Genomic DNA, 20,048 nt, shown 5'->3' with positions numbered 1-20,048 from the left:
CATGTCTATTGGTTTTATCAATCATAGTAGGAGGTTGTACGAGCATGGAAAATAAAGCGATTACTGCAACCAGTAAATACCCGGACAAGCCGATTACCCTGATTGTCCCCTTTAGTGTCGGAAGCAGTTTGGATTTAGTAGCTAGAGCATTGGAAAAAACAGCCATAAAACAATTAGGTCAGCCTTTAATTATTATTAACAAACCGGGAGGGGCTGGAACGGTTGCCTGGAATGAAGTAGCTGGTGCAGCTCCAGATGGCTATACCATTGGAATGACATCAACAGAAATGGTCTTACATCCCCTATATGATTCAACTAAATATAACTATCCAACTGCGTTAGAACCTCTTGCGCAGGTTTCTGACATATCAATGGTAATGGTCGTCCAATCTGATCAACCTTGGAGGAGTGTTGACGATTTAATTAAATATGCTAGCCAGCACCCTGGACAACTTAAGTTTGCTAACTCTAGCCTAGGCTCATTAAGCCATATTACTGGAGAAACTTTTGCAAAAGCAGCTAATATTGACCTTATGCAAGTTCCTTTTCAGGGCGGTGCAGAATCAATGGCAAATTTGCTCGGTGGACATGTTCAAATCGCTTTTCTCTCTCCAGCATTAGTAAAAGAAAATATTAAAAATGGCAAGGTTAGAGCTTTAGCTGTAGCAGGCAACCAACGCTTAACTGACCCACTGTTCGCAAATATACCTACATTTAAAGAACAAGGCGTGGATGTAGCTTTTAGTGATTGGCATATACTTGCTGCACCGAAAGAAATCCCCCTTGAGGTAAAAAACAAATTAACTGACGGATTTAATAGAATAATCAATGACCCCGAATTTAAATCGAATATGAACAATTTAGGATTGGAAGTTAACTATTTAGACGCTAAAGATTCCCAGGAAAAGTGGATAAATGAAAACCAAAAGCTATCTAGAACAGTACAAGATACTGGCATTTTAGACTTAATTAAAGCACAAAGGAAATAATGTGATACTTCTTTAAGTTTGTATAATACGATAACAACAATAGGAGGTCATGAAGTGCCAAAAAGATCTTTCATCTTATTTGTATCTTGCCTATTAAGTATTTTGATATTGGGAGGTTGTACGAATATGGAAAATAAGGCGGCAACTATGACGAAAAAATATCCTGATAAGCCTATTACTCTTATTGTTCCTTTCGGCGTTGGCGGTGGTACTGATTTAGTAGCCCGATTATTGGAAAAAGAAGCCCCTACCCAATTAGGTCAGCCTTTAGTTATCGTTAATAAGCCAGGAGGAACTGGCACTATCGGCTGGAATGAATTGGCTGGATCCACTCCAGATGGTTATACGCTTGGCATGACTTCGATAGAAGTAATACTACAACCTTTGTATGGTCCAACCAAATATAATTATCCAACAGCTTTAGATCCTCTTGTACAAATTTCAGAATTATCAATGGTAATGGCTATTAAGGCTGATCAACCATGGAAAAACTTGAATGATTTGATTGAATATGCAAGGCAGCATCCGTCTACAATTAAATTTGGTCACGCAGGTATAGGTGGCATTTCTCATATTGCTGGCGAAACATTTGCTAAATCTGCAGATATTCAGCTAGAACAGGTTCCTTTTCAAAGTGCAGCAGAATCTACTGCAAGCTTATTAGGTGGGCATGTTCAAGTGATTGTAGTTACCCCAGCGTCTGTTAAGCAACATATAAAAAATGGAAACGTTAGAGTCTTGGCTGTAGCAGGTGAAGAACGTTTGACTGATCCTGTCTTTACAGATGTTCCGACTTTTAAAGAATATGGTTTGAATGTTATAAGTGACAATTGGTATGGAATCGCTGCACCAAAAGAGTTACCAATTGAAATAAAGAATAAATTAGCTACTGGATTCAAGGCGATTATTAACGACCCTGAATTCAAGCAAAATATGGATAAATTAGGGCTTAAAGTTCATTATTTAGGTCCTAAAGAATCAGAGGAAAAATGGATAAATGGAACCCAAGGATTAACTAAGATAGTTCAAGAAACCGGCATCTTAGAAAAGATTAAAACACAAAAAAAATAGTATGAACCCGTTTGTAAACCAATATTGCCTTTACTTAAGAAAGGTGATGGTTCTTTTACCATCACCTTTCTTCTATAGCTCTATTCTCCTATTTTTCTGGAATTTTTCTCAGTTTTAAACCAACCGAATGTGATTTTTCCAAAGGATAACCAATGCGATAGTACATTCTTTCCGGCGCGCTAAAGACAACAGGATTTACTTTCTCTAACGTTGGCATTCCCTTTTCATCAAGCACATGTTCTTCTGCCTTTGCATCTACAATTTCTCCGATAAACTGTGTATGCATGCCAAGTTCGACTGCTTGTAATAACTTACATTCTAATATTAAAGGAAATTCCTGCACATAAGGGGCATCAACAAGATCACTTCTAACAGCTGTTAACTTGGCAATTGAAAATTTATCTGTATTCTTTCCGCTGGCTATCCCTACATAGTCCGTTTCAACTAAATGAATGCTAGAGGGTATACTAATGGTAAATGCTTGGTGTTTTAAAATATTTTGATATGTAGCACGAGGTTTCTGCAAGGATACTGTCACACACGGCGGAGCGGAGCAGCAAATGCCGCCCCAAGCAGCTGTCATGATATTAGGCTCACCACCTTCGCCATAAGAACCCACTACCCACACGGGAGATGGCATAGCAAACGTATTTGCACCTAATGATTTTTTCATATTGTTACCTCCTTCTTTTTAGACCCAAAATAGCAATATTTATTTTCCTATACCGAAAATATTTTTCATGATATAATATTAGACAATAAAAGCATCTAAAACAAGTACGCACTTATTAGTAGGGTAGTGTCTTTTTTATACTGTTTAGGGGTGAAAAAATATGATTCAATTCAAAAATATTCAATACCAATGTTCTATGGAATTAACCTTAGATCTCATTGGTGGGAAATGGAAATCCTTGATTCTTTGGCATTTAGGTGAAAATACACTGCGCTTTAGTGAGCTGAAAAGAACCTTACCGCAAATCACCCAGAAAATGTTGACCCAGCAATTAAGAGACTTAGAAGCGGATGGACTTGTACATCGATACATCTATACACAGATCCCCCCCAAAGTAGAATACTCACTTACAGAAGCTGGAAAAAGTCTTTTGCCCATATTAGCTACTTTATGCCAATGGGGACTTAACTATGCAAACGATGTTGAAACATCTACAAAAGACTTGCTCTGCCACCAGTCTGAATCTTCCTCCCTATCACAATAGGGTAATCTCGGCAAAGAACCACATATCGCCGTAAACATAGAATGGCGGAGTGCTAGTTACACTCGTCCTTTGGCATCCTAATAAGCCTTTTTACCATTGATCACTAACAAGCAAATAGAAATTGTAAAGACCTGGATTTCGCTAATGAAGTCCAGGTCTTTACAATTATAAGGTTTTTCAAGTTAATTCAAAGAAAAAAACCTTGATATGCTCCTGTGATTTTAGATATTAGGTTCAATGAAGCTAATATTCTATCTCAGCTTCATTGATAACCTTTACTCCGGAAGTTTCCTTCAACTTTTCCATTAAGGAAAATAGTGCCGAATCCTTTTCTTTTGCTTCTATCATAACATCAAAATCACGATTACACTTCTTTGCTATGTTTAAAAATCTCAAAAATTCATCCACATCAATATGATCCGCATGTGCTCTTCTATTTGAGCTTTCTCTTGCACTCGAAAAATGGATTTTAGGTATCCTGCTTCCCCAAGTTGCAAATATTTCTGGCAGAATATCATCAAGATGTATTCCCTCATTGCAGCAATGATCATGATGTACATCTAATACCATAGGTGCTCTTATCTCCTGGCAAAGAGTGAGTACATCCTTGCAGTATAGGATTTATCATCATTTTCAATAATAATCCGTTTTCGAATGTTATCAGGAAGCTGCTGAAAGATCACCTTAAAACGTTCGATTGACTGCGCTTTATCTTTATATAATCCCCCTACATGCAGCACTAATTTAGCTTCAGCTCCCAATTCCATAGCCTCAAAAAGATTCACATGATATCGCAAATCTGCAAGGGCCGCATCTACTACATGTTCGAGTGGACTATTCAAAATCGTAAAATGATCGGGATGAGCACTAACCCGCATTCCGTATTTTTTTACAATATCACCAATGGCAAGCAATTCTGAGCGAAAATCCTCACAATAATCCCACCCAAAAGCAATGGGATGGGTCGCTAGAGGGATTAGTTGCGAAGTAATCCGAAACACTTGAATATGATGGGCTACATTATAACGCATCACACGCAGCTGCGTAGCTAAATTTTCTTCTGCCAAACGCCTGAGCTTACTAATCTGATCTTCTTTATCCTTAATTTTGTTTAAGTTAAGTACAGTGGTTGTTTTATTGGGAGACCCCTGAGAAATACCTAAAGCTATGGCTACATACCCCAAGCGGATGCGCATAAACTAACCCCTTTCACAGAAAAATCATCGAATTTAGTCTGTCCAAAAGTACCTAACTTTACAGTTCCTATTCCTAATATTATGCCTCAATCCTAAAATTTTAAGATATTTCTGCAACAATATTATATTCTTAGCATAATTTAACAAGATTTACTACGAATAAGATTGACTATTTCCTATTTATGTTATTATAATAGTTATAATACAATTTAATACAAAGCATTTTGTCGCAATGCTGCGACAGCAAAGTACACGCTTATTAAAGCTGGCTCAACTGCCAGCTTTTTTTATATATAAATATCTTTTTCTAAAATTAATATGTAACTTTTTATCTTTTTAAAAAGGAGGCGCTCTCATTATGACAATCAGAAGAAAAATTTTAAGTGGATTTATGGTGGTCATCGCTTTAGTCTTTATTATGAGTGCATTTACTTATTTTCAAGTGGGTGAATTAAATTCAGCTTCAAAAGAAATTATGAGAGATAGTCTCTATCAGCTTGAGCTGGTTGAGGAACTTGCCATAGATGTATCAAATGAGGCTGTGGCTATGCGTCGTTTTAATTTCACAGGTGATTTGGCTGACGCAGCCATCTTTGATAACTATCGCAAATATGGCGACGATAAAATCAGCAAACTCCAAGATGCATTATCCTTTCAAAACTCACAGGCTGTCTTAGAAACATTAAAGAAAGAAAAGTTGGCCTTTGATACCATTGCAGCAAAATCCATTGAAGCAAAACGTGCCAACAATATTGAACAGGTTGGTATTTACATGCAGCAGGCAGGCAAACCTTCTGAGAATTCCATAGCGGCAACCAAAGAGCTTATATTATTAGTAAAAGGATATGTAAGAGAGCAAGAAGAACATAGTACGCAAAAAGCTAGTGAAGTACAACTGCTGCTAGTTCTCGTTAGCCTTTTCGTTGCAGCGATTGCCATTGGCATTAGCATCTATATCAGCCGGGGAATCTCCATGCCTGCAAAACTGGTTGCACAGGCTGCCTCAGAAATTACTCTCGGCAACCTCGCAGTAGATGATATTAGAATACAATCTTCCGACGAACTGGGTCAGTTAGCGGATTCCTTTAATCAAATGAAAAGTAATCTGCGTCTTGTAATTGAAAGGGTTGCCCATGCAGCCGATCAAGTCATGACCTCTTCCCAGCAGCTCACAGCAAGTGCCTCTCATTCCACACAAGCTGCTGGTCAAATAGCGGCTTCCATTTCCGATATGGCCCAGGGTGCCCAGATGCAGCTAACGACTTTTACTGAAACAACGGTTGCGGTACAACAAATGTCTATTGGCATTCAACAAATCGCCAACAACGCTACGATTGTAGCCGGAAAATCCTCTCAAGCCTCCGAAACCGCGATCAAAGGTGGCGAATCTATAGAAAAGGCCATTAATCAAATGGCACAAATCGAAAAAACCGTAAATACCTCAGCCCAAGTCATCACGAAATTGGGAGAACAATCTAAAGAAATTGGACAAATCGTTAGTACTATATCTGGTATTGCAGGACAGACAAACCTACTGGCACTAAATGCTGCCATAGAGGCGGCCAGAGCCGGTGAACAAGGCAGAGGCTTTGCTGTAGTTGCCGAAGAAGTAAGAAAACTAGCTGAACAGTCTCAAGAAGCCGCTAAAAAAATAGCGCAGCTAATTGGAGAAATTCAAGGTGATACTACAGAAGCTGTGATTGCTATGACTAAGGGTACTAACGAGGTAAAAATAGGAGCCGATGTTGTAGATGTGGCAGGAAAGTCATTCCAGGAAATTGCCCAGCTCATACTCGAAGTATCAACACAAATCAAAGATATTTCATCAGCCATACAGCAGATCGCTGATGGCAGCCAAGTCATCGTATTATCGGTAAAAGAAATTGATGCTTTAAGTAAAAAGACTTCTGAAGAAACACAAACGGTATCAGCAGCCACCCAGGAGCAATCGGCATCAATGGAGCAAATTTCCTCTTCCAGCCAGATTCTGGGAGAAATGGCGCAGAACCTGCAGGAAGTCGTAAATAAATTTCATTTTTAACAGTTTTTTTCATTGACAGATACGTGTACTATCTGTTACAATACGTTAAAATACATATTCATTATCGATGAACAGGAAGAGTACACAATACACTAAGGGTTACAGCGAGCCAATGGCAGTGGAAGTTTGGCACTACTCGGTATGTGGAATGGGCCTGGGAGATACAGTCTGATCCGTAATGTACGGGGTAGGCGCTGTCGGGATTCTTCCGCCGTTATCAGGAAGCAGGTATCGGATTGTATTTTATCCTGTATCTTGTAAAGCTGAGCTTTTTTCAAAAGCTAATCAGGGTGGCACCGCGAGTTAACTCCTCGTCCCTATATATGCACATGCATGTATAGAGACGAGGTTTTTTATTTTAAAAATGAAGGAGCGCGATTACGATGGAATTAGAAAAAAATGAATCAGAATTAACCATCCATGATAAAAATAAAGGCGGTCGCTATCGCTGGGTTACGATTACAACCTTACTTTTGGCTATTGGTGCTATTTTGCATTTAGTCAGTCCAAATATTGGCGGCGTAACTCCTAACTGGACCATTGCCATGTATTGTATTGCTATTAATTTAACTAAACCTACCCTTAAACAATCTTTTGGTATCGGTCTAGTTGCTGCGGCCATTAATATACCAACTTCTAAGTCCGCTTTTCCTTATGGCAACCTATTAAGTGAGCCCATTGGTGCTATTATATGTACATTGCTCGTCTGCCACACTTTTAATATGACATTAGGCAAGCTCAACATTAAGCCTGCCGTAACAGGATTTATCAGCACCGTGGCTAGCGGTATGACATTCATAACCATACTTAAGGTCGTACTTTCCCTACCTTTGTCTGTGTATCTATACGCTATGATACCTGTCGTATTTACAGTAGCTGCTGCTAATGCCGCCATCACACAAATCCTCTATTTCCCAGCAAAAAAATTATTTGATTTGAAAGGTGATCAATAATGCCAGCCATAGCCCTGCAAAACTTCAGTTACGCCTACAATCATCCCAAAAAGGTTCTTGACAACATAACGATATCCATTGAGAAAGGATCCTTTTCTGTTATATTAGGTCCAAGCGGGGCAGGAAAAACAACACTTTGTCTAGCAGTAGCAGGAGCCGTTCCCCACTACTTTGGCGGCAGCTCTGCTGGGAAGGTCTATGTAGCTGGAATTCATACACAAGAATCTTCTATGCAGCAATTGGCACTCACAGTCGGTACTGTTTTACAAGATTATGAAACTCAATTAGTGACCATGACTGTAGAAGAAGAAGTTGCTTTCAGTCTTGAAAATATGGGGATTGTTCCCGAAGAAATTACACAAAGAGTCGAAGAGGTACTCGCCAAAGTTGGTTTGACAGGTTATGAAAAACAAGCCGTTACGGATTTATCCGGAGGGCAGAAACAACGCTTGGTCCTTGCCAGCGTTCTGGCAACCAATCCAAAAATACTTGTTCTGGACGAACCAACTTCCGCCCTAGACCCTGAAGGAACTTACTCATTATATAAACTCCTCAGTGACTTAAATCAAGAGCATGGTATCACAATACTGGTAGTCGAGCATGATATTGCCACCGTTCTTCCCTATGCAGATCAATTTGTTCTGCTGGAAAACGGTCAATTGATTTTTAATGGCACTCCTGAAAGTGTGCTCAGCTTCATGGCAAAAAAACAGATTTTTGCAGAAGCGATACCGCCCCTATGGCAGTTAAAGCTCATGATAGAAGAGCTTGCAACAAGGCAATTTGCCTCTTGGCATACAGAGGAAGAAGCCATCACACAGTTGGGCAAAGCCCTGGACGAGGAGGCCCGCAAAAATGCTTGAACTAAAAAATGTTTACTTCTCCTATAAAGCACAATCTCACGATATCCATGATGTTTCTTTAAGGGTAAATCCAGGAGAATTCTTGGCCATCGTTGGACGCAACGGCAGCGGTAAAACCACTCTGACTCGTCTGATGATGACATTAAAAAAACCAACGAAAGGTGAGCTCTTTTTTCAAGGAAATAGTTTAGCAAGCGCGACTCCCGCCAAAATGGCACATCACATTGGTTATGTTTTTCAAAATCCCGACCGTCAAATCTTTCATGATACAGTAGCGGAAGAAGTAGCCTATGGTCCCAAGCAAATAGGCTGTACTCCAGAACAAATTCAGACTTTCGTTACTCAAGCACTAGAAGTCACCGGACTCTCTCATTTAGCTGCTACTTATCCTCTCTCCCTATCCAAAGGACAAAAGCAACGCCTTACCATTGCCTCTGCTTTGGCTATGCAGCCTAAAATATTGATTCTGGATGAACCTACGAGCGGCCAGGATGCTAGGGAACGTGAGCAATTGTTGCAATTGTTATTAAAACTGCATCAACAAGGTACTACTATATTGTTAGTCACTCATGATATGGAATTCTTGTCTTGCTGTGCCCAAAGGGCTATCGTCATGAAAAAAGGGCAAAAAGTATTCGATGGTACTGTAGCTGAATTGTTCCATGATACGAACCAACTAACAGACTGGGGTCTAATCGAGCCAGCTGCCCTAAAGATTTCCCGCCAGCTTGTTTCTTTCCAAATATCACAGACGACTTCCATCACACAACTAGGCAATCAAATTGCAAATCTTCTAAGGAGGAATGATGACCATGCAGAAAATAGCCCCCATTACTAAATTAGCGTTGACAATCTTTGTCACCATATGGTCAATTGTATTACAATCCCTTCCTGCCTTAACAGCACTTATTGTTTGCCAATTAATTCTTCTGGCTATCGCGAAAGTTGGATCAAGTGTTTATAAGGGGATTGCCAGCTTATTTGTCTTTGCTGCCATCTTAGCTGGCATGCAGTACGCCATAAATAATGATATACTGCTTGCCGCCATTACTGCCAGCAAGATGATTGCCATGACTCTCGTCTTCTTCATTTTATTGGCAACCACAAGAATGCAGGACTTGTCGGCAGCTTTAGTTCTGCAATGCCACATTCCTTATGAATATGCATTTATGCTAACAGCAGCACTGCGGTTCATCCCGGATTTTTTAGCAGAGAGCAAAGCCATCCAAGAAGCACAAGCTTGCCGGGGTTATTCCCCCCAAGGCAATGTCTTACAGCGTTTCTTCTCCTATATGGCGGTTATCAAACCTCTTGTTCTTAAGGCGGTTACTAAATCAGAAACAATGGCACTCAGCTTAGAATTGCGCGGTTTTGGCAGCCGAAAAACACGAAGTTTTAAAAATAATGTCACACTCGCCTTGCAAGACTACGCAATGCTGCTTTCAATGATCCTATTCACCTCATACCTTGTGATACAAATCTACTAAAAAGCAGTGTCACTGATGTAATGTACTATGCTGCTTTTATAAAAGTCTGGGCGGCCTTAAAACATATAAAACAGATCGAACCATAAAAACGCAAAGGACACAAAGGAATTATTTATAACTTATTTTTGTGTTCTACTTTGTGTGCCGCGGGTGGCGGCATTTCTTTACTTATAAAATAGCCAGTGTGAAACCTAGTTTACAAGGTTTCACACTGGCTATTTTCTTAATGACCTATTTCCTCTAAGATAGTCTTTAGCCGAGCTCTTTGTTCTTCTCGATCCAGGGGCATACCATACTGATAGCAGTCAAATACATCTGCGTCTTTGACGATTTCCTCAATAGGGCTCCCTACTTCTTTTTTGCTGCTATGATTTTTTGCAGCTGTTGCTAGTAATTCAACCTCTTCTGCGGTAAAGCAGCCACTCTCTTTAAGAAATAGTTTGAGAGGTTCATACCCTACCATAGCATGATCTCGCTGCTTTCCTGTGATGATACGACCATAATCATGTACCGAACAGGCTATGGCACTCAATTCAGGATCAGCGCCGCGCTTCAACGCAAGAATTCGTCCCACTGCTGCACAGCTTGCCAAATGTATTCTTTCCCAGCTTAACGTTATATCTCTTTCCACATCTGCACTTTCAAATTCCGCAATTTTATCCAGAATTTTTTCTTGAATCTCAAATACTCGATTCATAAAAAGACCTCCAAATCTACTTCACTTTTCTATTTGCCAAAGAAAAATCCACTAACTAGGATTATAAAAACTACTGCTGATATACCAACGTACAGCCAATCTTTTTCCTTCAGAAATACTAATGCGGAAATTCCCACACGCATAATGGGCGTGCAAATCAATAAAACTAAACCTGCTAAGATAATTCCGAAAGGTTTCATATCAAAAGCCCCTGCAAAAATATCTCTAAGCCGTGTCGGATAAGAGTCTCCCGGATAGCCACCTTCCCCACTGCTTAAAAAGAGGACTAGACCTATCAAAATAACCGCACCACTTACTAGCACACCAAAGCGCAAAGACTTGCTAACAAAAATTTCAACTTCATTAATCTCTTTTGAAGATTCCTGTGTATCTTTATTCATCATTTCACTCACAATTTAACCCCCAATCCCTGTGCCATCATTTGTATGGCTACATACATGAGAACCGGAATAAATAGTTTACGAATGGTTTTACTTTTCAAACGCTGCATAATCTTTGCTCCAATGGTAGCTCCTATCAATACGCCAATCGCCACTGGTGCCGATATAATGGGACTTATATCGCCTCTATACAAATAAATTCCCGCACTGGCAGCTCCAGTAACGCCCATCATGAAATTACTCGTTGCACTAGAGACTTTTAAAGGAAGCTTCATAAAAACATCCATTGCCATTACTTTAAAGCTCCCGCTTCCGATACCCAGCAGTCCAGATATGATGCCAGCTCCATACATCACGCCGAAACCGCTATAAACATTATCCACATTATAGGAAACATTTTTCTTTAGCGCTTTATCATAATACTCCCCTTGCAGCTTTAACGTCTTTGCTACATTATGTAGAGGTACTTCTTCAGGCAATTCTTCTTTAGTTTTCTTAAGCATAGCCAGAGCAGAATACAACAATAACAGACCAAAAATGATATACAAAAGATTTGGCGAAACTAAACCTGCAATTAAAGCTCCTGTAATAGCACCTACTGTTGTCGCTATTTCTAAAAACATGCCCACTCGAATGTTTGTTATTCCATCCTTGATATATGCAACTGCTGCACCGCTGGAGGTAGCAATAACAGAGATCAGACTTGCTCCAATGGCATGTTGAATATCCACTCCAAATAATAATGTCAAAGCAGGTGTCACAATAATCCCGCCGCCAAGACCTAAGATAGAGCCAAGTACACCTGCCGAAATAGAAACAAGCAGTATCTTAATAGCTACAATCGTCACATTTCTCACCCCAATAATTAAAATAATACCTAGACTATAAGTAGAAATAAAATTTATTTTCTTTTAACCTCTAACACAAGTATAATATAATATATACATTCGATCAATATTTATATGTTTTTTTTTACGTTGTAATAAAATTAGTTTTTGAAAGGAAGATACACTATGCAATTCAAAAATTTAGATGAAGTGGATAGAAAAATCCTTAAATTTTTATCAGAAAATGGACGTCTGAGTAACGCAGAGCTCGGTCGTCTTTTGAATTTAACGCGTGCGGCTGTTAGAGAACGTATTAACCAATTAATAGATCATGGAATTATTGATCGTTTTACCATTGTAGTCAACCCTCTTAAAGCTGGGAAAATGGTCTCCATGTACTTTAACATCAACGTAGAATGGTCTAAGATCGACTCCATTGCCGAAAAACTCTTTGCTGACCAGGAAATAACAAATGTATATCAGATGAGTGGTCACCCCCACTTACATGTACATGCCCTCTTTGATAACCAAGAACAAGGGAATCACTATATGCGCAAGCTGCAATCCATTGATGGAATTCAAAGCGTAGATTCTGAATTTTTAATCACTCGTTATAAAGAAAGAGGTGCTTTACTTCTCTAAATTTCGACATTCATCTGGTAGCAAGTATACCCTTTAGACGATGAAAAATACAAAAAAATCACAGGTGTATTACAATTTTTTTCGCAAACACTATATCATAATAACCTCATTAAAGGAGGATACTATGATGAATCATAAAAACAAACGTCATCGCACAATTTCACGGTTTCAGAAAAAATTCAAGAATATAGCTGCAGCCGCAGTGGCTGGCGCCGCTATATTGTCTGGAGCCATGCTGCCTGGACTTGCCGCTCCTGTAGCACATGCTTCAGCCGATCCATCCAATGCAGATCCGCCAGCTGTTACCGAACAAGTCAAAGATACTAACACTTCCAAGCCGACGGAGAAATCAAATCCATCAAATCAAGGTGATCATCAAAAATCCAAAGACAGCAAATCCAAAGATACCTCCTCCTCTGCCAAAACACCCAGTAAGTATGAAGACGTCTTGAATATCACTGCCACTGCTTATGCACCAGGAGCTCATGACAATGATCAATGGGGCGATAAAACCTATTTGGGCACACAGATACGTCCTGGTGTAGTTGCTGTAGACCCAAATGTTATTCCTTTAGGATCGCGCCTCTACATTCAGTATCCCGATGGACATGGCGAATATGCCGTAGCAGAAGATACTGGTGGAGCGATTAAGGGTAATCGTATTGATATTGCCAAAACATCCGTAGACAAAGCCCAGGATTTTGGCATGAAAGACGTAAAAGTATTTGTCGTCGAGAAAGGTGACAAATAGAATTCTAACACCCCTATCTTCCGATTTTTGAAGAATAGGGGTGTTTTATATCATTTTGTGATAAAGTTTTTTAATGATCCAATGCTATTGAAATTCCTTAATTACTTTTTTCTATATTCGTCGACTTCTTTGAGTTAAATTATAGTTATTATTTTTCACAAATACTGCATACTCTGCCGTAACTGCTTTACATCAGCTACTTTAGGAGAATTGCGATACTCTTGTACAAACTTTTCTCCTTAAACAATAGAAGACGATTCAATTTATAATCATCTATTTTATGGTGAGCTTACTTTTTAGTAAGCACCCTACCAAAAAGTGCGTTCTTGTCATTTCCGTTGATTTACTATAGACTGAACCAAATAAATGCTGTCGCCTAGCTTCAAGTAAGTACAAAGGCGATACAAGAGGAGGAAATAATGAAAGTCATCGCCATTAATGGAAGTCCAAACAGTAAGGGTAATACGTATCATTCACTAGAACAAGTAGGAGAAGCATTACTAGCCGAGGGAATTGAGTTTGAAATCATCCATATTGGCAATAAAATCATCAGAGGATGCTTAGCCTGTGGAGGCTGTGCTAACAACCTGAATGAACGCTGTGTCATTCCAAATGATGAAGTCAATGACTCTATCCAGAAAATCAAAAAAGCAGACGGTATTTTGCTGGGATCTCCTGTACATTTCTCAGGCATTGCCGGCACTATGAAATCCTTTTTAGATCGTGTTTTTTATGTAACAAGCGTAAATGGAGGATTACTCCGCCACAAAGTCGGAGCAACCCTCGTAGCAGTCCGCCGTTCCGGCGGTGTAGCAACCTTCGATGCTCTAAATCATTATATCAACTATGCCGAAATGATTATGCCAACCTCTAACTACTGGAATGTAATCCACGGTACAGCACCGGCAGAAGTAAAAGATGATCATGAAGGTCAGCAAATTCTTCGAGTTCTAGGCAAAAACATGGCTTGGCTTATGAAAACATTAGCTGCTGGAAAAGCGCAAGTACCACCTCTTCCTCAAGAAGAAAAGGTATTCACAAATTTCATACGATAAAGCTGGTGTAAGTGCAGTAAAGAACTTATATAACTCCCGCTTGTATAAATAAAAGTATAAAGAGCAACAATCATAGACTGCTCCACCAGCAGTCTATGATTGTTGCTCTTTATACTTCTTTCTCAAAATGAATCATCAAATCAATAATTTCTGGACAATTACCAATTCGTATAGGTGGTCCCCATGTACCAAAACCGCAAGAGACAATTACCTGATAACGATCTTTTTTCAGATAACCCCAGTCAATTTCAAAAATGCGCTTAGTTATATACTGATTAGGAAAAAACTGTCCGTGATGGGTATGCCCAGATAACTGCAGATCGACACCATTTAGCTGTCCTTCAGTCAACTTGAAAGGCTGATGATCGAGCAGAATAATGGGCAGCTTTGTATCAATACCTTGCATTACTGCAGACAGATCCAGTCGCTGCTGCCCTGTTACTCTAACTGATGTAGGATCGTCCCGTCCAACGATATAAAACTGATTATTCACCAACTGGTATTCATCACGTAGCACGCTAATACCAGACTGTCTTAATTGCTCTATTGCACTCTGGCTATCACTTCCGAGATATTCATGATTTCCAAGGACTGCAAATACACCATATTGGGAATTTAATTTTTTTAAGCCTTCCGACATTTTTTTCTTGATGAAACGCTGTACATCTTCATCAATGGTATCTCCTACCAGAAATATAATATCAGGATTCAGTTCGTTGATTTTATTGACCATTTCTTCAAGACGGGTATTATCAACAATGGTACCAAGATGTACATCCGCTACCATAACTGCATGTATCTTTGGTAAATTACTCACGCCTTTGGGAATCACCACATCATACTGTCGAACACGAGGATTGCAAGCATTCCATCTCCCATAAACCAAAAGCAATCCTACTAAAGTAATAACAGTCAAGCCCAAAGCTGGTCCTTGGATGATCTGTCTATGAAACAATACATCACTTAGAAAACTCCCAACATCGATAATGATCCAGAATAGGAAAAAATAATACGCTGCCGCAAGCCAGTAATCCCCAATAATAATAATGATATCATTCGCAAAGCCCGGAAATTTTATTCTCCCGATTCGCCCCACCAATTTAGAAATTGCTAAAAAGGTATATCCACTCCAATATAACACCGTATAAGGTTCTATCATGCTGCGAAAAGCTTGAAAAAAACGTAAACCGATATAATAATTACCTGCAGCGTAAATCAAAAGCAAAACACTCATTATCAGAATAAAAGAATTCATCTACGACTCCTATTCCTTTCTATCCATGGAAAATAAGTTTACAAATGGAAACTCGCAAGTGACCAACTTCAAAATCAGTATGACTAGGATTAGAATTCTTAGAATAACAACCTTTTTGATTTTTTATTCAAATTTAGCAAATCGAGATTTCTTTACTTCATTCAATCCCATTAACTTATCCACACTATATTTGCCTGGTCCAACAAAGAATGCTGCAAAGAAACTTCCTCCATTTTCGAAGGATTGGGAAGCCTTCATTAACCCTTTGTCACTTAACATCTGAGTAGAAAAAGCAACAAGCATATTGATAGCTAACAATAAAGACATGGGACGATATAAGAATCCGATGGCAAAAAATAATCCTCCAAAAAATTCTGCAAATGCGGACATAAAGCCCCAAAAAGCTGGAGCAAATGCAATACCGAATACCTCCATCGATTTCCCCAGAGCAGCCCATTTTTCAACTCCGCCAGCAATCTTAGGATATCCATGCCACATAAACATACCACCTAGCACCAAACGAAATACTAACAATCCAAGATCAATATAAGAAACGCTCCATTGATTAAGCCAAATCAAAAGTTTCTTCATATCCACTATCCCCTTTTTCTATGTATTCTCATCTAAGTCATTAAATATAAAGACTCTACTTTATTTGTATTTTACATTATAATGCAAATCCTGCTGGAGGTCTATCCCTAATGATTGTTTTTCTCACTATAAGGACACGCTACTTTTATAGACATTATTTTACTAGGTCTATGGAAAATCCAAACAAATCGCAATTATGTCTTGACTATTGTTTAGATAAAGATTTATAATGTCTATAGATTCACTAGATAATATTAAGAGGTGTCTATAAAATGAACAACATTCCAGAATTTTTTTGGCATGCAACGCAAAATGAAATCAAACAAGGCTATTTTTACAATGAAGATACCGATGAATTTACATGCCTCATCTGCGGCGAAAGTATTCGAAATGGCATCATCTATCCTGAAAATAATATCTTATATGAAGCAAAAAAATATATTGAAATTCATATTGCAAAATGCCATCATTCATCTTTTCATTTTTTGCTTAATTTAGATAAAAAATTAACCGGACTGACTGATCATCAAAAGCTAATTCTTGAGCTTTTCTATGAAGGCAATAGTGATAATGATGTCGCAAAAGTACTGGGTACAGGCAGCACATCAACCATCCGCAATCATCGCTTTTCCTTACGAGAAAAGCAGAAACAAGCCAAAGTATTTTTAGCCATAATGGAGCTACTAGGAGAACAAATACCAAAGAAACAAAGTTTTATTGATATTCCACGTAATGCAAAGCAAGTAGATGAACGCTTTGCGATTACAGAGCAGGAGAACGAAAGTATTTTAAACAGTTATTTTAAACAAGGGCTTAACGGTCCGTTAGATTCGTTTCCTCTCAAAGAGAAGAAACGAGTAGCTATCTTACAGCATATTCTTAAGAAATTTACTGCCAATCAACACTATACTGAAAAAGAAGTAAACGCCATACTAAAACCTTTGTATGAAGATTATGTACTTTTGCGCCGTCTTCTTATCGATTATGGATTTATGACACGAACTCAGGATGGCAGTTCCTACTGGCTTACATTGTAATTAAAGCATCATTTTGAAATAAAAAAAGGAGTTGATTCTCTTGGACAGAAAAAAAGAACTTAAACTGACATACAAGCAAACGTCCCTTCCTATGGGAGTGTACCAAATCAAAAATACTATTAATGGTAAAATCTTTGTCGGCAGCAGTATGAATTTACCTGGAATCTTCAATAGACACCGTTTTCAATTAAATGCAGCTTCCCATCCTATTAAGGACATGCAAGAGGACTGGCACCAATATGGTTCTGCTGCTTTTACTTGTGAGGTCCTTGAGGTCCTAAAACCAGAAGAAGTTATAAAAGAAGATTATCAAAAGACGATTTTAACCCTAGAAGACAAATGGCTAACCAATCTACAACCCTATGGTGAAAAAGGATACAATAAACTAAAAATAAAAAAGACTTGATTGGAGCTGGAGTATTTCCCCACCTGATAAGTAATTCAATATTTTAGGATATCCATTTTAAAATTCTTGAACCGCGAAGCTGGGAAGATCACGAAGAATAAAACGTAACTATATTACTTTTCGTGCTCTTCGTAGTTCTTCGCGGTTTATCTTTTTTACACAATACTTTCTTTCTACTCTCGTAATTTATATTTCTGCTAAAATGGTAAATACTATATAATAAAAGACACGCACTAGATCAATCGATAAGGAGTGATACTATGGCTTATTGGCTTGCAAAAACAGAACCTGAAAGTTTCAGTTATAGTGATCTTGAGAAGTTGGGGCAGGACCGCTGGAATGGTGTAAAAAACTTTGCAGCATTAAAACATATGAAGCAAATGGAATTAGGTGACCTTGTCTTTATTTATCATACTGGAAAAGAAAAAGCGATTATCGGAGTGGCTGAAGTCATTTCAACTTTTTATCCTGACCCAAATGAGACTGATGAGCGTTTCATCGTAGTCGATGTTAAGCCACGTTATCCCTTAGACAGGCCTGTAACATTAAAAGAAATCAAAAGTAATGCTCTCTTTCAAGAATGGGAACTCGTACGTCAATCACGTCTTTCCGTTATGCCTGTAAGCGAAGAACACTGGAAATACATACATACTAGCGCCAAGCAAGCTGCACCATAGCAATATTAAAAAAGTACACCGCAGAGGCGCAGAGAACGCTGAGCAAAAATAGATAGTGTAAAAAAATCCTCCTCTGCGCACTCTGTGCCTTTGCGGTTCGTAAAGCTGATATTCCCAACTTTAAAAACATAAAAAAAGCAAAAGCTAACGGAATAAATCCGCTAGCCTTAAAAAGAGCCCGTAATGATCTACGCTACAGCCAATACCGATCATTACATACCTATACGCAATCTTTCGACTACCCACAAGCATTACACAACCGATACTGACCTTTGCTCGACTGCCACAGATCCCTACCGAACCGGTCGCAATCTCCCGACAACGGCCGACCCCTATCACTTCAGAACCCATGGCAGTCTTAGCTCGACCGTTACACATCCCTTTTGACCACACGACAACAGTTGGGCTGCCGTACAGCCTTACAAGACATATAACGATCTGCCCGCCGACTACTGCCGAACCTCTCGACCCGACAATACTCTTTGGCCGACCAATGCCGAACCGATTAAGATCCGACACCAGTCTTGGCTCAACCATTACGAACCCTTTACACTACATATTATGGCTATAAAAAAAGAACTAATACCTGGAAGTTTTTGGTTTCTGCAATGCCAAATTCGCCCTTTAAAGGAGCATACTATGAAATCACAATTACATGGACCTAATCGAAATCTTCCTTTCCTATAGAAGGACATAAACAATACCGAAAATCTCTCCGTTCTATGTAACAATGATTTAGAAAAACTAAAAGAATTATTATAAGAATTTTAAGAGTCTACAACTGGAACTTAGTTGTAGACTCTTTGTAGTTAAAAACACACAATGATAATTATGCAGTATTACAAAGTATCGATTTGGGGAAACTATAGCATCATTATCTTTGAAGAGGTGTAAACATGAACCAACAAAGCTTCCCACCACAACATCAGAACCAACAGCCGGGAGTTGAATCACAAATGAATCCCCGCCCCATTTCCATCAGTGATAACTATCGCTCCAGTAGTAAGCTGGAAAATAAGGTAGCTTTAATCAGCGGCGGGGACAGCGGCATAGGTCGTGCTGTAGCATTAGCCTTTGCCAGAGAGGGCGCCAATGTGGCTATCGCCTATCTTAATGAGCATGCTGACGCAGGTGAGACAAAAAAATTGGTGGAGGAAACAGGAAAACGCTGTTTAATAATTGCCGGCGACATTGGCAATGAAACCTTCTGCCAACAAGTCGTCGCAGAAACAATAAAAGAATTCGGTCAATTAGACATACTCGTCAATAATGCAGCTGAACAACATGTACAGACAAGCCTTCAAAATATTTCTGCCTTACAGCTGGAAAGGACCTTTCGCACCAATATTTTTTCTTATTTCTACCTTAGTAAAGCAGCACTGCCACATTTAAAATATGGTAGTTCAATTATTAATACTGCTTCGGTCACTGCCTATGAGGGAAATGAACAATTAATTGACTACTCTGCAACCAAAGGTGCTATCGTTTCTTTTACTCGTTCCTTATCTCAATCTTTAATAGGGCAAGGCATCCGTGTCAATGGTGTAGCCCCCGGTCCCATTTGGACACCTCTGATTCCTGCTTCCTTTAACGACCAGCATGTAGCACAGTTCGGGCAAAATACTCCAATGAAACGTGCAGGTCAGCCCGCGGAAGTAGCCCCCTGCTATGTATTTCTCGCTTCCGCTGACTCAAGCTATATGTCAGGACAAATCCTTCACGTCAATGGCGGTACCATTGTAAATGGGTAATCCGCTAATCATACCTACAACTTGCTACATCTTACTCACAAAATTATAAGAAGCTCGTCCTTTAAAACCATATAAAACGAATCGAACCGGTCTAACCCCCTATTTTTAGACATGAGCCTTAACGAACCTCATTCAATCGCA

Annotated in this window: 22 protein-coding genes, 1 pseudogene and 1 other annotated feature; of the genes and pseudogenes, 15 read left to right on the top strand and 8 right to left on the bottom strand. The window is 39.1% G+C overall.

Translation table 11 applies throughout. The features are described 5' to 3' along the window. Positions 1-44 precede the first annotated feature (44 nt). Entirely contained in the window at positions 45-989 is a 945-nt protein-coding gene (locus LMF89_RS10945; protein ID WP_229535098.1) for a tripartite tricarboxylate transporter substrate binding protein, read from the top strand. A 126-nt stretch (positions 990-1,115) separates the two neighbouring features. Further along, positions 1,116-2,060 (top strand): Bug family tripartite tricarboxylate transporter substrate binding protein, encoded by a 945-nt coding sequence (locus LMF89_RS10940; RefSeq protein WP_229535097.1) that lies wholly within the window; start codon positions 1,116-1,118, stop codon positions 2,058-2,060. Positions 2,061-2,148: 88 nt separating this feature from the next. On the opposite strand, the gene LMF89_RS10935 is transcribed toward LMF89_RS10940, so the two are convergent. Beyond that, a complete protein-coding gene (locus LMF89_RS10935) occupies positions 2,149-2,733 on the bottom strand; it encodes a flavin reductase family protein (protein WP_229535096.1) in 585 nt (194 codons plus the stop codon). Positions 2,734-2,893: 160 nt separating this feature from the next. On the opposite strand from LMF89_RS10935, the gene LMF89_RS10930 reads away from it, so the two are divergent. After that, complete coding sequence (locus tag LMF89_RS10930; RefSeq protein WP_229535095.1) at positions 2,894-3,277, top strand: winged helix-turn-helix transcriptional regulator; 384 nt, start codon at positions 2,894-2,896, stop codon at positions 3,275-3,277. Between the two features lie 243 nt (positions 3,278-3,520). Here the strand turns inward: LMF89_RS10930 and uvsE are convergent. After that, positions 3,521-4,473 (bottom strand): annotated as a pseudogene (uvsE, locus tag LMF89_RS10925) (UV DNA damage repair endonuclease UvsE). A 358-nt stretch (positions 4,474-4,831) separates the two neighbouring features. Between uvsE and LMF89_RS10920 the strand changes: the two are divergent. From LMF89_RS10920 to LMF89_RS10900, 5 genes are all read left to right on the top strand, one after another. Beyond that, on the top strand, positions 4,832-6,514 hold the full coding sequence (locus LMF89_RS10920) for a methyl-accepting chemotaxis protein (protein ID WP_229535094.1): 1,683 nt from the start codon (positions 4,832-4,834) through the stop codon (positions 6,512-6,514). Positions 6,515-6,572: 58 nt separating this feature from the next. Further along, positions 6,573-6,836, top strand: a binding site (T-box leader). Positions 6,837-6,897: 61 nt separating this feature from the next. After that, a complete protein-coding gene (locus tag LMF89_RS10915) occupies positions 6,898-7,467 on the top strand; it encodes a tryptophan transporter (protein ID WP_090940721.1) in 570 nt (189 codons plus the stop codon). Next, positions 7,467-8,330 carry an energy-coupling factor ABC transporter ATP-binding protein gene (locus LMF89_RS10910; RefSeq protein WP_229535093.1) on the top strand — a complete coding sequence of 288 codons (864 nt, stop codon included), beginning with the start codon at positions 7,467-7,469 and terminating at the stop codon, positions 8,328-8,330. Before LMF89_RS10915 ends, LMF89_RS10910 begins: the two co-directional genes overlap by 1 nt. Then, on the top strand, positions 8,323-9,168 hold the full coding sequence (locus tag LMF89_RS10905) for an energy-coupling factor ABC transporter ATP-binding protein (protein WP_229535092.1): 846 nt from the start codon (positions 8,323-8,325) through the stop codon (positions 9,166-9,168). The genes LMF89_RS10910 and LMF89_RS10905 overlap by 8 nt, the downstream gene beginning before the upstream one ends. After that, complete coding sequence (locus LMF89_RS10900; RefSeq protein ID WP_007937265.1) at positions 9,143-9,817, top strand: energy-coupling factor transporter transmembrane component T family protein; 675 nt, start codon at positions 9,143-9,145, stop codon at positions 9,815-9,817. Before LMF89_RS10905 ends, LMF89_RS10900 begins: the two co-directional genes overlap by 26 nt. Positions 9,818-10,040: 223 nt before the next feature. On the opposite strand, the gene LMF89_RS10895 is transcribed toward LMF89_RS10900, so the two are convergent. From LMF89_RS10895 to LMF89_RS10885, 3 genes are read right to left on the bottom strand one after another with little or no spacing between them, the layout of a single operon-like run. Then, complete coding sequence (locus LMF89_RS10895) at positions 10,041-10,514, bottom strand: HD domain-containing protein (protein ID WP_229535091.1); 474 nt, start codon at positions 10,512-10,514, stop codon at positions 10,041-10,043. Between the two features lie 29 nt (positions 10,515-10,543). Beyond that, positions 10,544-10,918, bottom strand: a complete 375-nt coding sequence (locus LMF89_RS10890) for a DUF1634 domain-containing protein (protein WP_229535169.1) — start codon at positions 10,916-10,918, stop codon at positions 10,544-10,546. A 5-nt stretch (positions 10,919-10,923) separates the two neighbouring features. Further along, entirely contained in the window at positions 10,924-11,763 is an 840-nt protein-coding gene (locus tag LMF89_RS10885; RefSeq protein ID WP_229535090.1) for a sulfite exporter TauE/SafE family protein, read from the bottom strand. Between the two features lie 165 nt (positions 11,764-11,928). Here LMF89_RS10885 and LMF89_RS10880 point away from each other — a divergent pair, with 165 nt between their 5' ends. The 3 genes from LMF89_RS10880 (at position 11,929) to LMF89_RS10870 (ending at position 14,190) form a co-directional block, all read left to right on the top strand. Then, positions 11,929-12,384 (top strand): Lrp/AsnC family transcriptional regulator, encoded by a 456-nt coding sequence (locus LMF89_RS10880; protein ID WP_007937273.1) that lies wholly within the window; start codon positions 11,929-11,931, stop codon positions 12,382-12,384. A 127-nt stretch (positions 12,385-12,511) separates the two neighbouring features. After that, the gene (locus LMF89_RS10875; RefSeq protein ID WP_229535168.1) at positions 12,512-13,135 is read left to right on the top strand and encodes a 3D domain-containing protein; all 624 of its coding nucleotides are present in this window, start codon (positions 12,512-12,514) and stop codon (positions 13,133-13,135) included. A gap of 419 nt (positions 13,136-13,554) precedes the next feature. Then, on the top strand, positions 13,555-14,190 hold the full coding sequence (locus tag LMF89_RS10870) for a flavodoxin family protein (RefSeq protein ID WP_229535089.1): 636 nt from the start codon (positions 13,555-13,557) through the stop codon (positions 14,188-14,190). Positions 14,191-14,299: 109 nt separating this feature from the next. Here LMF89_RS10870 and LMF89_RS10865 read toward each other — a convergent pair whose 3' ends face one another. Next, complete coding sequence (locus LMF89_RS10865; RefSeq protein WP_229535088.1) at positions 14,300-15,445, bottom strand: metallophosphoesterase; 1,146 nt, start codon at positions 15,443-15,445, stop codon at positions 14,300-14,302. A 123-nt stretch (positions 15,446-15,568) separates the two neighbouring features. After that, positions 15,569-16,036 (bottom strand): DoxX family protein, encoded by a 468-nt coding sequence (locus LMF89_RS10860; protein ID WP_007960697.1) that lies wholly within the window; start codon positions 16,034-16,036, stop codon positions 15,569-15,571. A 272-nt stretch (positions 16,037-16,308) separates the two neighbouring features. Between LMF89_RS10860 and LMF89_RS10855 the strand changes: the two genes are divergently transcribed. From LMF89_RS10855 to LMF89_RS10845, 3 genes are all read left to right on the top strand, one after another. Next, on the top strand, positions 16,309-17,073 hold the full coding sequence (locus LMF89_RS10855) for a DUF2087 domain-containing protein (protein ID WP_229535087.1): 765 nt from the start codon (positions 16,309-16,311) through the stop codon (positions 17,071-17,073). Positions 17,074-17,113: 40 nt separating this feature from the next. After that, entirely contained in the window at positions 17,114-17,479 is a 366-nt protein-coding gene (locus LMF89_RS10850; RefSeq protein ID WP_007960693.1) for a GIY-YIG nuclease family protein, read from the top strand. 260 nt (positions 17,480-17,739) lie between these two features. Next, positions 17,740-18,156, top strand: a complete 417-nt coding sequence (locus LMF89_RS10845) for an EVE domain-containing protein (protein WP_007960691.1) — start codon at positions 17,740-17,742, stop codon at positions 18,154-18,156. A gap of 144 nt (positions 18,157-18,300) precedes the next feature. Here the strand turns inward: LMF89_RS10845 and LMF89_RS10840 are convergent, their stop codons facing one another. Continuing rightward, entirely contained in the window at positions 18,301-18,693 is a 393-nt protein-coding gene (locus tag LMF89_RS10840) for a hypothetical protein (RefSeq protein ID WP_229535086.1), read from the bottom strand. A 359-nt stretch (positions 18,694-19,052) separates the two neighbouring features. Between LMF89_RS10840 and LMF89_RS10835 the strand changes: the two genes are divergently transcribed. Then, a complete protein-coding gene (locus LMF89_RS10835) occupies positions 19,053-19,907 on the top strand; it encodes an SDR family oxidoreductase (RefSeq protein WP_229535085.1) in 855 nt (284 codons plus the stop codon). Positions 19,908-20,048 lie beyond the last annotated feature (141 nt).

The organism is Pelosinus baikalensis, assembly GCF_020819555.1.
Classification (GTDB): Bacteria; Bacillota; Negativicutes; order DSM-13327; family DSM-13327; genus Pelosinus; species Pelosinus baikalensis.
Note: the sequence above shows the minus strand (reverse complement) of the source record. Positions and strands in the feature narration are given on the sequence as shown.